Here is a 13,983-nt window from a genome sequence, read left to right as displayed (position 1 = left end):
GCTGTCCCCTCCCGCCGCAGGCGTACGTGTACCGCCGGACACCTCGTAAGGCCCGGTCAGTCCGCGGTGATGCGCACGGGGCCGCCGTGTGCGTCGGCCCCGGCGATCCAGCCGGCCGGCAGATGGAACGGCCGGTTGGGCGCCGCCGTATGAGGGAGGCGCCCGCGGTGCAGCGTCCGGCCGTCCTGGCTGACGGTGAGCACCGGCCGGGTCAGGAACCGCGTGGTGCGCAGGGTGAACCGGCCGCGCGGCGGACGGGGCCCGTCCGGAGTGAGCCGGTTGGGTGAGATCCACAGCAGCGGCGCCTCGACCCGCACCGGCAGCGGTCCCGGGGCCCATGGCGCGCCCGCGAGATGGCGCAGTACGGGCGCGGCGGCGAACCGGCCGTCGAGGGCGGCGACATCGGCGGTCTCGACCGGGTGCAGCAGATTGCCCACGGCGAAGACCCCGGGCTCGCCGGTGCGGAACTCGGCGTCGGTGGCCGGGCCCCGGGTGCCGGGGTCGAGGGCGATCCCGGCGCTTCTGGCCAGTTCGTGGTCGGGGATCCAGTCGCCGGTGAACACCACGGTGTCGCAGCCGATGGCCGCGGTCCTGCCGTCCCGGTGCCGCAGCCGTACGCTCTCCAGCCGCGCCCGGCCGGTCAGTTCGGCCACGGTGGCGTCGGTGACCAGCGGAACGCCATGGCGCAGCCGGGTGCCGAGGTGGCGCGCCGGGTGGGTCTGGTGGCGGGGCAGGTCGGTGACCATGGCGGCGACCTCGGCCCCGGCCCGGCGCAGGGTGGCCACCGCGGAGTAGCTGACCCGTTCCGCGCCGACGATGACGGCGCGGCGGCCGACGCTCTGATGGTGTACATGGACGGCCTGCTGCAACTCCCCGGTGGTGAAGACACCCGCGGGCCGGGTGCCCGGCACCAGCCGGGCGCTGCGCGGGCGTTCCCGGGCGCCGGTGGCCAGGACGACGGCCGTGGCGGTGATCCGTTCCAGGCCGGTCGGGCCGGTGACGTCCACTGTCCGCGGCGCCGCCCAGCCGGTGGCCGTGACCCCCGTGCGCAGCACGGCCCCGGCGCGGGTGGCGGCGGCGATGTGGTGGCGGGCGTAGTCCGGTCCGGTCATCAGCCGGCGCAGATCGCGCAGCCCGAATCCGGTGTGGTCGCAGTGGCGGGGGATGCCACCCGCGCGCTGTTCGCGGTCGAGGATCTCCACCCGGTCCACCCCGGCGGCGGCCAGCCGCGCGGCGACCGCGAGTCCGGCCGGTCCGGCCCCGATGACCAGGACGTCGACGGTGCGGTGGGTACGGTCGACGGGGGTCATCGCCGAGCCTCCGTCCGGTCCTGGGCCGCGGTGGCCGCCTCGAACTGGGCGCGCACCGCGGCGCCGCAGAAGAATCCCTGGCAGCGCCCGGCCAGGGCCCGGGTGCGGCGCCTAAGGCCGTCCAGCGAGGCCGGTGGCACAGTGGCGGTCAGCGCGTCGCGGATCTCGCCCCGGGTGACGCGTTCGCAGTGGCAGACCACGGTGCCGTACGCGGGGTCGGCGGCGATGAGGTCGGCGCGCTGGTAGGGCCGCGGGAACGCCTCGCCGATGGTGGGCATCCGCACGGGCTCGATCTCCCGCTCGGGCCCAGGGTCAAGACCGCAGCCGGCGAGGAGTTCCGCCACATGCGCGGCGATCGCCATGGAGGCGGTGAGCCCGGTGGAGCGGATGCCGCCCACGGCGACATACCGCCGCCCGGGGTCGGCGCGGATCTGGTAGTCGCCGTGCTCGGTGGCGGCGCGCAGCCCGGCGTAGACGGCGGTGACCTCCTCCTCCAGCAGCTCCGGCAGGATCCGCGCGCCCTTCTCGCGGAGCGAGGCCAGTCCGTCGGCCGACGATCCGGTGGCGGTCTTGTCGTCGAGGTCCTCGGCGGTGGGGCCGAGCATCACATTGCCGTACACGGTCGGCGCCACCAGCACGCCCTTGCCGAGCGCGGTGGGCACCGGCAGCAGGATGTGGTCGACCAGGCCGCGGGCGAACTTGTCGAAGACGATGAGCTGGCCGCGGCGCGGGGTCACGGTGAACTCCTCGTGGCCGAGCCGCCGGTTGATCTCGTCCGAGTACAGCCCCGCGGCGTTCACCAGGTGACGGGTGCGCAGCACCCCGCGCGGGGTGGCGATCTCGTGGTGGTCCGCCCGGGTGGTGATGGCGCCGGCCGGGCAGTTCAGATGCAGGGCGACGCCCGCGCGGACCGCCTGGGTGGCGTAGGCGAGCGTCGTCGTCCAGGGGCAGATGACGCTCTCGCCGGGGACCTCGAGCGCGCCGAGGGCACCGGGGCCCAGGTGGGGTTCGCGGGCGTAGACCGCCTCGGTGTCGAGGATGGCCGTCTCGTCATAGCCGTTGCGCGCGGCCTTCTCGGCGAGCGACGGCAGCGCGGCGAGCTGCTCCGCGTCCCAGGCGACGAGCAGCGCGCCGAGCGGTTCGAGCGGGATGCCGGTCTCGGCGGCGTAGGCGGTCAGCCGCTGGTAGCCCTCGCGCACCAGGCGGGCCTCCAGGGTGCCCGGGGTGGCGTCGAAGCCGGTGTGCAGGATCGCGGTGTTGGCCTTGGACGTGCCGTTGCCGACGTCGTTCGACGCCTCGACCAGGGCGGTCCGCAAGCGGTAGCGGGCCAGTTCGCGGGCGATGGCGGCGCCGACCACCCCGGCGCCGACGATGGCCACGTCGTAGACCTCGTCGGGGAGGTCACCCGTGGTCGTAACGGTCATGCTGGTCCCTTGCTCGGCGGTGGACACGGCTCCTGGTGCGCGGGGTCCTCAGTCGTGGTCGGCGGCCGTCGGCGCGTGGTCCAGCAGCGCGGCCACGGCCGAGCGGAAGGCGGCCAGCCGCTCGGCGGCCCGCTCCGCGCCGATCCGCGGTTCGTAGACGGCGGCGGGCTCCCACGCGGGAACCGCCTGCTCGACCGTCAGGCCCGGGTCCAGCCCCATCCGGGCGGCGGCGCCCACCCCCAGCGCCGTGACGTCCGGCAGCGCCGACACCTCCACCGGCCGCTGGAGCAGATCGGCCTGGGTCTGCATCAGCAGCGCCGAGCGGGTCAGTCCTCCGTCGACCCGCAGGACGGTCAGCGGCGCGCCCAGGTCGGAGGCGGCCGCCTCGGCGATCTCCACGACCTGGGCGGCGATGCCCTCGCACAGGGCGCGCACCAGATGTCCGGCGGTGGTGTCGAGGCCGAGCCCGGTCAGCGAGCCCTTGAGGTCGCCGCGCCACCACGGAGCGGCGAGTCCGGCGAGCGCGGGTACGAAGGTGACTCCCCCGGTGTCGGGCACGGTCCCCCCGACCGGGTCGAGGTCCCGGGGCCCTTGGATCACCCCCAGGTCGCTGAGCCAGCGCACCGCGGAGGCGGCGGTGTACACCTGCCCGTCCAGGCAGTAGCTGGTGCGCCCGCCGAACCGCCAGGCCACACAGGACACCAGGCCGTGGGGGCCGCGCCGGGGCCGGTCGCCGGTCTGGGCGAGGAGGAAGGCGCCGGTGCCGTAGGTGCACTTGGCGGTGCCCGCCTCGGTCACCCGCTGCGCCAGCAGGGCGGCCTGCTGGTCGACCAGGAGTCCGGTGAGCGGGACCTCGCCGCCGAAGGCCGTGGTGGTGCCGACCGGCCCCGCGGCGTCGACGACGCGCGGCAGCCGTTCGGCGGTCAGCCCATAGACGTCCAGCGCCTTCTGGGACCAGGCGACACGGTCGAGGTCGAGCAGTCCGGTGCGCCCGGCGGTGGCGGCGTCGGTGACGAACGCGCCGGTCAGCCGGTGGACCAGCCACACATCGCTGGTGGTGACCACGCCCTCGCCGGTCAGATGGCGCCGGATCCACGCCATCTTGGGCGCCGCGAAGTACGGATCGAGCGGCAGACCGGTGAGTTCGCGCAACGTCCCGGCGTGCGGCGCGAGCCGCTCGCACACCGTCTGGGCCCGCCGGTCCTGCCAGACCAGGGCGTCCGTCAGCGGCTCTCCCGTGACGGGGTCCCAGGCCAGTACGGTCTCGCCCTGGTTGGCAAGACCGACCGCCACCACCGGCTTCTCCGCGGCCGCGAGAGCCTGCCGCCCGGCCTCGAGGACCGAGGTGAGCAGCGCTGCCGGATCGACCTCGACCAGTCCGCCGGGCAGATGACGGGGCCGTACGGGCACCTCGGCGGAGCCGATCACCCCGCGCTCCGGGCAGAGCACCAGCGCCTTGGTGCCCGAAGTGCCTTGGTCGATGGCGAGGACCGGGCCGGTCGCGGGGTCGGCCGGGGTGCGGTGGCGACGCTCAGCAGGCAGCATGTCCGGTTCTTCGCTCGGGACGGGCGGATCGCTTCGGGCTCGGGGACGGCTCGGGCTCGGGGACGGCGCGCTCGCGGGACGGGGCGCGGATCTTGCCGGAAAGCCTGGTGCAGGCGCGGGGCGGGCGTCAAGACGGCCCGTTCGGGCACGCACCGGAGTCCCCCGTTCCCGAATCGTTGCGCCGGGACTATAAGATCCCTGCAACCATCCCCCAGGCACCTCGTTTTCCCGCGTCCGGTACGTCAGCTCCGTACGAAAGTCATCCGATGCCCGAGGAAGAGTTCCGCCCCGTGTACCACCCCGCGGGCTATGACGGCGGGCTGCGCGTGGCGCTGCACGATCTACGCACCGGGCGCTGGATATCGATGCGCAATCTGCTCGCGGAGACTCCCACCTGGTCGCTGTGGACCCAGCGCACCCAGGTGCTGGCCACGGCCGCCGCCGGATCCAACGTGGTGGAGGCGTGGCGGACCGAGGAGCCGCGGAGCGTGGCGGCGCTGGTGATGCACACCCGGGTCGGGGTGGAGCGCGCGGTGCGCGCACACCGCGAGGGACACCCCCGCACCCGGGAACTGTGGCGCGAGGCGTGGCAGTCCTGCCAGCTGGCCGCGCACCACTCCCCGGCGGACCCGGTGCCCTGGGTGTGTCTGCTGGCCCTGGCCCAGCTGGACAAGGAGCAGCGGCAGGAGGAACACCGGGTGGCCCCGCCGGGTCCGCTGCTCTTCCCCGGCCCCTGGGGGCTGCTGGCGGAGGCCGACCGGCGCGATCCTCATAACCGCGAGGCGTACCACCGGATGCTCCAGTTCGTGTACGCCCGACGGGCCGGGGGTTCGCTGGCCGAGGCGGTCAACTTCGTGCAGTGGGTGGCCTCGGGCGCGCCCGAGGGCTCCGCGCTGCACGTGCTGCCGCTGTACGTCCATGTCGAGCGGTACCGCGAGGAACGGGGCTACGAAAAGGCCCTCGACCTCCACTGGGCCACCGAGGACGCCACCCGGGACGCGCAGAAGGCACTGAACGGCTGGTTCGACCACGCGGATGTCACCACGAGCTCCCTGCTCGATCTCAACCATCTGGCACACGCCCTGTGGGGCGCGCTGCTGTTCCCCGACGCGGCCCGCGTCTTCGAGACGCTGGGGCCGTACTTCACCCCGCTCCCCTGGGCCTACCGCACCCGCGACACCGCCGACCGGGCCCTGGCTGAAGAAATGTTTCTTCGCGCCCGGGTCCGCTCACTGGCCGGCGCCCGTGGGCCAAGACCCGGGGCCGGCGGCTGAGCCGACCTCCCCCACCTGTACCACCCCTCGCCCGCCCCAGCATTCGGAGGTACATTCATGTCCACCGCATGGTCGAGTTCGAGTCCCGCCCCCCACCGGGACGATGAACAGCGGCTGCGTGAGCTCGGCTATCAACCCGTCCTGGCCCGCCGCATGGGCGGCTTCGGCAATTTCGCCATCAGTTTCTCGGTCATCTCCATTCTCTCCGGATGTATGACGCTGTACGGCTTCGGGCTGGACACCGGAGGCCCCGCGGTGATGATGTGGGGCTGGGCCGGAGTGGGGCTCTTCGTGTTGTGCGTCGGGCTCGCCCTGGCCGAGGTGACCAGCGCGTACCCCACCTCGGGAGCGCTGTACTACATGGCCGACCGGCTGGGCGGACGGACCTGGGGCTGGTACACCGGCTGGCTCAATCTGCTGGGGCTGCTCGGGGCCATCGCCGGAATCGACTACGGCGCCGCCCTGTTCACCGGAGCGCTCTTCAACCTCCAGTGGGGATTCGATCCCACACCGGAATCGACCATGCTCATCTTCGTCTGCATTCTGCTGCTGCACGCGGCGCTGAATCTGTTCGGAGTACGGCTGGTGAGCGTGCTCAACTCGGTCAGTGTGTGGTGGCACCTGGCGGGCGTCGCCATCATCGTCGGCGCGCTGGCGATCGTGCCCTCCCACCACCAGTCGCCCGAATTCGTCTTCACCGAGTTCGTCAATGACACCGGCTGGTCGAATCCGCTGTACGTGACCGCGATCGGACTGCTGCTCGCCCAGTACACCTTCTCCGGCTACGACGCCTCCGCGCATCTGTCCGAGGAGACCTCCAACGCCTCCGTCTACGCCGCCCGGGGGATCGTCCGCGCCATCTGGGTGTCCTGGGTGGCCGGATTCGTACTGCTGGCCGGGCTCACCTTCGCCATCCAGGACTACACCGGCACCCAGGGAAGCGCCACCGGAGTGCCGCCTGCGCAGATCCTGATCGACGCCCTGGGCACGGGCGGCGCCACCGCGATGCTGCTCATCGTCATCGTGGCGCAGCTGTTCTGCGGGAACGCCGAGGTGGCGGCGGCCAGCCGGATGGTGTTCGCCTTCAGCCGGGACGGCGCACTGCCGGGCTCACGGCTGTGGCAGCGGGTCAGCACCCGGACCCAGACGCCGGTGCACGCGGTCTGGCTGTCGGTGGCGGTGGCCTGTGTGCTGGCCCTGCCGTCCCTGTACTCCGAAACGGCCTACGGCGCGGTGACCGCCATCAACGTCATCGGGATCACCCCCGCCTACGCCATCCCCGTCTTCCTGCGGCTGCGCGCCGGGGACCGGTTCCAGCCGGGCCCGTGGAGCCTAGGCCGCTGGAGCAAGCCGGTGGGCTGGATCGCGGTGGTGTGGGTGGCGGTCGTGACGGTGCTGTTCTGTCTGCCGCAGTCCAGTCCGGTGACGGTGGACTCGATGAACTACGCCTCGATCGCGCTGGCCGTGGTGCTGCTGCTGGCCACGATCTGGTGGTTCGTGGCCCGCCGCTCGTACAACACGCCGTCCGCGTACGGCTCGGCGCGCGAGCAGGCGGAGATCGCCGAAGGCATCGTCTGACGGCTCCTCGTATGCGTGAAGCCGGGTGCGGAGGGTTCCGCACCCGGCTTCGACGACTCATCCGGAACGGCGCAGCGACTCGGCCGGGGGCCGCTCCCGGCCCGCGCCGTAGGCGAGGAAGTACGCGGGCGCCCGCTTCAGCCAGGGCGCCTTGGTGAGCACCTGGGCCAGTCGCAGCGGCTCCCCTCCGGCGGCCGGTGAACGCCCTTGCAGCAGCGGCCCGATGACCCGGGCGTGGGCGATCCGCTGCAACCCCTGCGTCGCGACGGTGGTCGGCCACCGGCGGCGCTGGACGGCGCGTACGTCGGCGAGGCCCACGGTGCCCTCACGCAGCGGCCGGGCCAGATGGCGGGCGGCGGCGACCGCGTCCTCGACCGCGAGGTTGATGCCGATCCCGAACACGGGCGACATCGCGTGGGCCGCGTCCCCGATGCACAGCAGTCCGGGGCGGTGCCAGCGGCGGAGCCGGTCCATCCGTACGTTCAGCAGCTTCACCTCGTCCCAGGACCGCGGGCCCGGCTCACGGCCGGCCGGCTCCCGCCGCATCCACGGGGTGGCCTCGGTGAACGCGGCGAGGAACCGGTCGAGGCCTTCGGCGCGGCATTTGGCGTCGGCCCCCTTGGGGATCAGGGCGGCGCACTGCCAGTAGTCACCACGGTCGATCATCGCGGTGAGGAAGCGTTCACCGACATTGCCCACCAGCCCCTGGGGGTCGCCCTCCTCGCGCGGCAGCCGGAACCACCAGACGTCCATCGGGCAGGCGAACTCCTGGAGTCCCAGCTCCGGCAGGTCGCGGGCGAGCGATCCCCGGCCGTCGCAGGCCACGGTGAGGGTGGCGCGCAGCTCGCCGGTGGAGCCGCTCGCGCGGTCGCGGTAGCGCACCCCGGTGACCCGTCCGCGCTCCATGAGGAAGGAGGTCACCTCGGTATCCGTCCGCAGCCGGAAGGTGGGTTCCCGCTGGGCCTCGTCCGCCAGCAGATCGAGCAGGTCCCACTGCGGCACCATCGCCACGTAGTTGTACTGCCCCGGCAGTGAGCCGATCTCGCCGACCGTGAACAGTTCGCCACCCCGCCCTATGGGCAGCTGGATGGAGTGCACATGCCGCTGCGGCAGGGCCGCGAACCGGTCGGCGAGGCCCAGGTCGTCCAGGAGCCGCAGCGTACTGGGGTGCACCGTGTCGCCGCGGAAGTCGCGCAGGAAGTCCCCGTGCTTCTCCAGGACGGTGACCTCCACCCCGGCCCGCGCCAGCAGCAGGCCGAGGACCATCCCGGCGGGCCCGCCGCCCACCACACAGCATGTGGTCCGCTCCATCTCATGGCTCCCTTCGACGTCCCCGAGGCCATGGGCACCCTCTCAGGACGGGTTACCCGGCGGCGCCACGCCACACCGGCGCCGCGGGGGCTCCGGGGCCTCCGGTTCACGATCGGCTTGAATCTTCCCGCGCCCGCGTCCGTATCCCCGCGTGATGGTGTGGGGCGTATAAGGAGGTCTGTATGGCAGCCGAACCCGATCCGGACCGACCAGCCGGGCGCCAGGTGATCGAGCCGACCGCCATCTTCCCCTCGACGCCGGAGTACGACGATGCCCCGGACGGGCCGGTCGAGGGGTGGATGGAGGAGCTCGACCTCTTCCGGCCGCCGGGCACCGAGCTGCCGCCCGAGGCGCCGCCCATGGCGGATGACGACACCCAGGAGATGACGGGCGGCCCCTCCGCCGCCGACGCCTGGCCCCCGCAGGAGGCGCCGGCCGCGCCCGACCAACCGCCCGTACCGCCCGCCCCGGCCGGGCGGCGCCGCCCCAGCGCCGCCCTGCTGGTGCTGGCCGGGCTCGGCGCGGGGGTCGCCCTCTCGCTGGTGGTGATGGTGGACCGGGACTCGGCGTCCGGCGCGGCCGGGGGCGGGGCCACACCGACCGCGTCCACCGCGTCCGCGACCCCCGGCGCGCCGCAGACGCCGAGCGCCCCCGGCTCCCAGGGCGCGGACGACCAATTGCCGCCGCCGGGCGACCCGGGCGATGTGCTGACCCTCGGGAGCACCGGCCCGGAGGTCACCGAGCTCCAGAAGCGGCTGCTGCGGATTCCGAACGTGTATCAGGACGGGCAGGTCAACGGCCAGTACGACCAGACGCTGGCCCAGGCCGTCTCCCGGTTCCAGGTGTGGTACGGGATCCGGGGCGACGCGAACGGGGTGTACGGGAGCGCCACCCGGCGCAGTCTGGAGTCGCGGACCTGAACGCCACGGCCGGAGGCGGACAGGGGCGGGGTGCCATCAGACGGCGCCGAAGACCTGGGTCCAGTACGTGCCCGCGCGGCTGCCGGTGGCATGGCCGACGCCGATATGGGTGAAGTCGGGCTTCAGGATGTTGGCCCGGTGACCCGGGCTGTTCATCCAGCCGCGCACCACCTCCTCCGGGGAGCGCTGGCCGCATGCGATGTTCTCGCCGACGCCGCGGTGGGTGGCCCCGGCGGCCCGTGCCCGGTACCAGGGCTGCTGCCCCTCGGGGCCGGTGTGGGAGTAGAAGTCGCGGGCCACCATGTCGTCGCTGTGTGCCTGCGCGGCCGCCGTCAGCCGCGGGTCGGGGGCGAGGGGCGCGAGCCGGGCGGCGGCGCGCTCCGCGTTGGTGCGGGCGATGACCTCGGAGGCCAGGCCCAGCAGCCCGTCCGGGGTGAACGGCCGGGCCCATACCGCCGTCCAGTAGACGTCCCCGGTGGTGGGTCCGTCGGCCCGGCCGATGCCCAGGTGGACGAGGGCCGGGTCGTGGAACGGGCCCCGGCGCTCGGCGCCTTCGAGGCAGTAGTCCACGAACTCGCGTGGGGTGCGCGGCCCGGAGACGATGTGCTCGGCGATGGTCAGCGGGCGGTATCCGTGCGTGGCGATCCGGTGGAAGAGCGAGATGCCGTCCGGGCCCTCCAGCGCCAGCGCGCCGTGGGCGGCCATGGCCCGGGCGTGTGCCCCGGCCGCCGCGGTCAGCCGTCCGTCGAGGGCCACGGGCGCGGCCCCGGCCCGGGCCCGCGCCGCGTTCACCATGTCGAGGGCCTGCCGCGAGGCCGCGTCGGCGGGCGCGGGGGCGCCGGGCGGCGGGACGGGACGCGCGGGGGCACTGGACGCCGTGGCGGGAGCCGCGAGAGGCATGGGAGGCACGGACGCGGGCGACGCGGGTACGGGGGACGCGGGTGCGGGCGCGGGCGACCCGGACGCCGGGAACCCGGACGCGGGCGACCCGGACGCCGGGAACCCGGACGCGGGCGACCCGGGCCCGGGGGACGCGGGGGCCGGGGACCGGGGCGCGAGGGACCCGGGCGCCGAGGACCGGGGCGCGGGGGACCCGGGCCCGGGTGACGCGGGCGCGGGGGCTCCGTCGTCGGCGATGTCGACGCCGAAGTCCCGGGCCACCCCGGCCAGTCCGTCGGCGTACCCCTGGCCGATCGCCCGCACCTTCCAGCCATCGCCACGGCGGTAGACCTCGGCGAGCAGCAGCACCGTCTCCCGCGCGGGGCGCGGCGGGGCGAACCGGGCCAGCGGCGCTCCCCGCTCGTCCAGGACGCTCAGCACGGGCGCCGGGAGCCGCCCCAGCGGGGTGCCCGGGTCGGCGGGGCTGATGACGAGGGTGACCCGGGCGGCGCCGGGCCGCAGCGACCGCGGCCGCAGGGTGACGGTGTCGCCGTCCAGCCGGGCGCCGGGCGCGGTGGGCTGGTTGAAGAAGACGAAGTCGCCGTCGCCCGCGACCTTTCCGTCCTCGCCGGTGATCAGCGCGGACAGGTCGAACGGGCCCGGCACCCGGATGGTCAGCGCGCCGTCGGGCAGCGCCTGGTTCCCGCCGGGCACCAACTCGACCATGTCCGCTCCTCATCGCCGCGTATCCGGAGGCAACGCGTCAATGGGGGCAACGGCCGGGCGCCCCCGGCGGTTCCGGCGGGCGCCCTGGGCCCTGTCCGGCGAATCCTCGCGGGACCGGGCCTGGCAGTGTGGCGGCGGTCAGACCGGCACCGCGACGTACTTGTACTCCAGGAACTCGTCGATGCCGACGCGGCCCCCCTCGCGTCCGAGCCCGGACTGTTTGACGCCGCCGAAGGGGGCCGCGGGGTTGGAGACCAGTCCGGTGTTGAGGCCGACCATGCCGACCTCGAGCCGCTCGCTCACCCGCAGCGAGCGGTTGAGATCCTGGGTGAACACATAGCCCACCAGGCCCCATTCGGTGTCGTTGGCGGTGGCGAGCACCTCGTCCTCGTCGTCGAAGGTGAGCACGGCCGCGACCGGTCCGAAGATCTCGGTCTCCATCAGCCGGCTGGCCGGGGAGACGCCGGTGAGCACGGTCGGCGGGTAGAAGCACCCGGGGCCCTCGGGGGTGCTGCCGCCGACCAGGACCTCGGCGCCGCGTGCCACGGCGTCCGCGACCAGCTCCTCGACCTTGGTACGGCCCGCCCGGTCGATGAGCGGCCCGACCTGGACACCGGCGCGGCTGCCGGGGCCGACCTCCAGCGCGCCCATGCGGCGGGCCAGCCGGTCGGCGAACTCCGCCGCCACGGAGGAGTGGACGAAGAAGCGGTTGGCCGCCGTGCACGCCTCGCCCATGTTGCGCATCTTCGCGGTCATGGCGCCCTCGACCGCGACATCGAGGTCGGCGTCCTCGAAGACGATGAAGGGAGCGTTGCCGCCGAGTTCCATGGAGGTGCGGACCACCGCGGGCGCGCTCTGGGCGAGCAGGGTGCGGCCGACCTGGGTGGAGCCGGTGAAGGAGAGCTTGCGGATGTGGCCGCCGGTCAGCAGCGGCTCCACGACCTCTCCGGCGCGGGAGGTGGTGACCACGTTGAGCACCCCGGCCGGAAGCCCCGCTTCCGACAGGATCGCGGCCAGCGCCAGGCTGGACAGCGGGGTCTGCGGGGCAGGCTTGAGCACCATGGTGCAGCCGGCGGCGATCGCCGGGCCGATCTTGCGGGTGCCCATGGCCAGCGGGAAGTTCCACGGCGTGATGAGCAGACAGGGGCCGACCGGGCGGCGCATCAGCAGCATGCGGTTCTTGCCGTCCGGCAGCGTGGAGAACCCGCCCTCGACGCGCACGGCCTCCTCGGAGAACCAGCGGAAGAACTCCGCGGCGTAGGCCGCCTCTCCGCGCGCCTCGGCGAGCGGCTTGCCCATCTCGGCCGTCATCAGCGCGGCGAGCGCGTCGGCCCGCTCCACGATCAGCTCATAGGCGCGGCGCAGGATCTCGCTGCGCGCGCGGGGCGCGGTGGCCGCCCACTTCTCCTGGGCCTCCTCGGCCGCGGCCAGGGCGCGCTGCCCGTCGGCGGGGGCGGCGTCGGCGATGTCGCACAGCACCTCGCCGGTGGCCGGATCGTCGACCGGCATGGTCCGGCCGCCCGCCGCGTCGGACCACGACCCGGCGATGTAGAGCTGCTTGGGCACCGCGGCGAGGACCTCGGCGGCCGAGGGGTACGAGGGGGTGGACATAGGGGCAATCTCCTATCGGACCGCCGCCGGTCCGAGGGGTTCGGACCGGCGGGCGGATCGGGCTCCCGTGGGTGACGTGCGGTGCGCGTCAGGAATCCGCTGTTCCGGCACTGACGGCGGCGGACCAGGCGCGCAGACCCTCGTCGATCGCCGCTTCGTCGACGACGAGGGCGGGGATCATCCGGACCACATGGTTCCAGGCGCCGCACAGGAGCAGCAACAGCCCTTCGTCCACGGCGGCGCGCTGCACCCGGGCCGCGGTCGCCGGGTCCGGCTCGCCGTCAGCGGTGACGAATTCACTGGCCAGCATGAGGCCGAGGCCGCGCACATCGCCGATGGCGGGGGTCTTGGCGGCCACGTCCTCCAGACCGCTGCGCAGCCGCGCCCCCATGGCCTCGGCGTTGGCGACGAGGTTCTCCTCGCGGACCACGTCGAGGGTGGCGGCGGCCGCCGCGCAGGCCACGGCGTTGGCGCCGTAGGTGCCGCCCTGGGAACCGGGCCAGGCCTTGCTCATCAGCTCCTCGGAGGCGGCGATGCCGGACAGCGGGAAGCCGCTGGCCAGCCCCTTGGCGGTGACCAGGATGTCGGGGCGGATACCGAAGTGGTCATGGCCCCAGAACCGTCCGGTGCGGCCCACCCCGGTCTGCACCTCGTCCAGGATCAGCAGGAAGCCATGGCGGTCGGCCCGCTCCCGCAGGCCCTGGAGGAAGCCCTCGGTGGCGGGCACGTAGCCGCCCTCGCCGAGCACCGGTTCGACGATGATCGCGGCGGTGTCGTCGGGCGGGGAGATGGTCTGGAGGACGTAGTCCAGCTCCCGCAGGGCGAACCGGGTCGCGGTCTCCTCGTCCCAGCCGTACCGGTAGGCCGTGGGGAACGGGGTCACCACGACACCGCTCATCAGGGGCGAGAAACCGGACCGGAAGCGGGTTCCGGAGGTGGTCATGGAGGCGGCGGCCACGGTGCGGCCGTGGAATCCGCCGTGGCAGACCAGGACGTTGGGCCGGCCGGTGGCCTGGCGGGCCAGGCGCAGGGCCGACTCGACGGCCTCGCTGCCTGAGTTGCTGAAGAACAGACTGTCGAGGCCGGTGGGGAGCACCTCGCCCAGCTTCTCGACCAGCCGCCGCAGCGGCGGGTGCATCACGGTCGTGTACTGGCCGTGGATGAGGGTGCCCACCTGCTCCTGGGCGGCGGCGACGACCCGCGGATGGCAGTGCCCGGTGCTGGTGACGCCGATGCCCGCGGTGAAGTCGAGGTATCGCCGCCCGTCCTCGCCGTCGATGTAGGCGCCCTCTCCGCGGACGGCGACCACCGGAGTGGCTTGACGGAGCTGCGGCGACAGATTGGTCATGTTCTCTCCCACACCCACGGGTCGGCGATGCGCTCGGACACTTCGAGGGTGAGGGGG

10 protein-coding genes are annotated in these 13,983 nt (G+C 73.8%); 3 read left to right on the top strand and 7 right to left on the bottom strand.

What is annotated here, in order from left to right; translation table 11 throughout:
* Positions 1-56 precede the first annotated feature (56 nt).
* Genes ACJX2R_RS45240 through ACJX2R_RS45230 form a run of 3 tightly spaced genes read right to left on the bottom strand, consistent with a single transcriptional unit; the run spans position 57 to position 4,279 of the window.
* Positions 57-1,310, bottom strand: a complete 1,254-nt coding sequence (locus tag ACJX2R_RS45240; RefSeq protein WP_413104835.1) for an NAD(P)/FAD-dependent oxidoreductase — start codon at positions 1,308-1,310, stop codon at positions 57-59.
* A complete protein-coding gene (locus ACJX2R_RS45235; protein ID WP_413104834.1) occupies positions 1,307-2,734 on the bottom strand; it encodes an NAD(P)/FAD-dependent oxidoreductase in 1,428 nt (475 codons plus the stop codon). The genes ACJX2R_RS45240 and ACJX2R_RS45235 overlap by 4 nt, the downstream gene beginning before the upstream one ends.
* A 48-nt stretch (positions 2,735-2,782) precedes the next feature.
* On the bottom strand, positions 2,783-4,279 hold the full coding sequence (locus ACJX2R_RS45230; protein WP_413104833.1) for an FGGY family carbohydrate kinase: 1,497 nt from the start codon (positions 4,277-4,279) through the stop codon (positions 2,783-2,785).
* Positions 4,280-4,545: 266 nt separating this feature from the next.
* On the opposite strand from ACJX2R_RS45230, the gene ACJX2R_RS45225 reads away from it, so the two are divergent.
* Both ACJX2R_RS45225 and ACJX2R_RS45220 read left to right on the top strand, forming a co-directional pair.
* Entirely contained in the window at positions 4,546-5,553 is a 1,008-nt protein-coding gene (locus ACJX2R_RS45225; protein ID WP_413104832.1) for a hypothetical protein, read from the top strand.
* A 57-nt stretch (positions 5,554-5,610) separates the two neighbouring features.
* Positions 5,611-7,131: an amino acid permease gene (locus tag ACJX2R_RS45220; protein WP_413104831.1), complete on the top strand. Its 1,521-nt coding sequence runs from the start codon at positions 5,611-5,613 to the stop codon at positions 7,129-7,131.
* Between the two features lie 57 nt (positions 7,132-7,188).
* Here the strand turns inward: ACJX2R_RS45220 and ACJX2R_RS45215 are convergent, their stop codons facing one another.
* Positions 7,189-8,442, bottom strand: a complete 1,254-nt coding sequence (locus ACJX2R_RS45215) for an FAD-dependent oxidoreductase (protein ID WP_413104830.1) — start codon at positions 8,440-8,442, stop codon at positions 7,189-7,191.
* A gap of 182 nt (positions 8,443-8,624) precedes the next feature.
* Between ACJX2R_RS45215 and ACJX2R_RS45210 the strand changes: the two genes are divergently transcribed.
* Positions 8,625-9,362: a peptidoglycan-binding domain-containing protein gene (locus ACJX2R_RS45210; RefSeq protein ID WP_413104829.1), complete on the top strand. Its 738-nt coding sequence runs from the start codon at positions 8,625-8,627 to the stop codon at positions 9,360-9,362.
* A gap of 36 nt (positions 9,363-9,398) precedes the next feature.
* Here ACJX2R_RS45210 and ACJX2R_RS45205 read toward each other — a convergent pair whose 3' ends face one another.
* The 3 genes from ACJX2R_RS45205 to ACJX2R_RS45195 form a co-directional block, all read right to left on the bottom strand.
* A complete protein-coding gene (locus tag ACJX2R_RS45205) occupies positions 9,399-10,967 on the bottom strand; it encodes a CAP domain-containing protein (RefSeq protein WP_413104828.1) in 1,569 nt (522 codons plus the stop codon).
* Between the two features lie 138 nt (positions 10,968-11,105).
* Positions 11,106-12,578 carry an NAD-dependent succinate-semialdehyde dehydrogenase gene (locus tag ACJX2R_RS45200; protein ID WP_413104827.1) on the bottom strand — a complete coding sequence of 491 codons (1,473 nt, stop codon included), beginning with the start codon at positions 12,576-12,578 and terminating at the stop codon, positions 11,106-11,108.
* Positions 12,579-12,666: 88 nt separating this feature from the next.
* Complete coding sequence (locus tag ACJX2R_RS45195; RefSeq protein WP_037957403.1) at positions 12,667-13,926, bottom strand: aspartate aminotransferase family protein; 1,260 nt, start codon at positions 13,924-13,926, stop codon at positions 12,667-12,669.
* Between the last annotated feature and the right edge of the window lie 57 nt (positions 13,927-13,983).

The sequence above is a fragment of the Streptomyces sp. Inha503 genome (assembly GCF_047215865.1).
Classification (GTDB): Bacteria; Actinomycetota; Actinomycetes; order Streptomycetales; family Streptomycetaceae; genus Streptomyces; species Streptomyces lycopersici.
Note: the sequence above shows the minus strand (reverse complement) of the source record. Positions and strands in the feature narration are given on the sequence as shown.

Bases quoted from the DNA above. Each gene is read 5' to 3' on its own strand.
- ACJX2R_RS45240 (WP_413104835.1), bottom strand. From the start codon at position 1,310: ATGACCCCCGTCGACCGTACCCACCGCACCGTCGACGTCCTGGTCATC.
- ACJX2R_RS45235 (WP_413104834.1), bottom strand. From the start codon at position 2,734: ATGACCGTTACGACCACGGGTGACCTCCCCGACGAGGTCTACGACGTG.
- ACJX2R_RS45230 (WP_413104833.1), bottom strand. From the start codon at position 4,279: ATGCTGCCTGCTGAGCGTCGCCACCGCACCCCGGCCGACCCCGCGACC.
- ACJX2R_RS45225 (WP_413104832.1), top strand. From the start codon at position 4,546: ATGCCCGAGGAAGAGTTCCGCCCCGTGTACCACCCCGCGGGCTATGAC.
- ACJX2R_RS45220 (WP_413104831.1), top strand. From the start codon at position 5,611: ATGTCCACCGCATGGTCGAGTTCGAGTCCCGCCCCCCACCGGGACGAT.
- ACJX2R_RS45215 (WP_413104830.1), bottom strand. From the start codon at position 8,442: ATGGAGCGGACCACATGCTGTGTGGTGGGCGGCGGGCCCGCCGGGATG.
- ACJX2R_RS45210 (WP_413104829.1), top strand. From the start codon at position 8,625: ATGGCAGCCGAACCCGATCCGGACCGACCAGCCGGGCGCCAGGTGATC.
- ACJX2R_RS45205 (WP_413104828.1), bottom strand. From the start codon at position 10,967: ATGGTCGAGTTGGTGCCCGGCGGGAACCAGGCGCTGCCCGACGGCGCG.
- ACJX2R_RS45200 (WP_413104827.1), bottom strand. From the start codon at position 12,578: ATGTCCACCCCCTCGTACCCCTCGGCCGCCGAGGTCCTCGCCGCGGTG.
- ACJX2R_RS45195 (WP_037957403.1), bottom strand. From the start codon at position 13,926: ATGACCAATCTGTCGCCGCAGCTCCGTCAAGCCACTCCGGTGGTCGCC.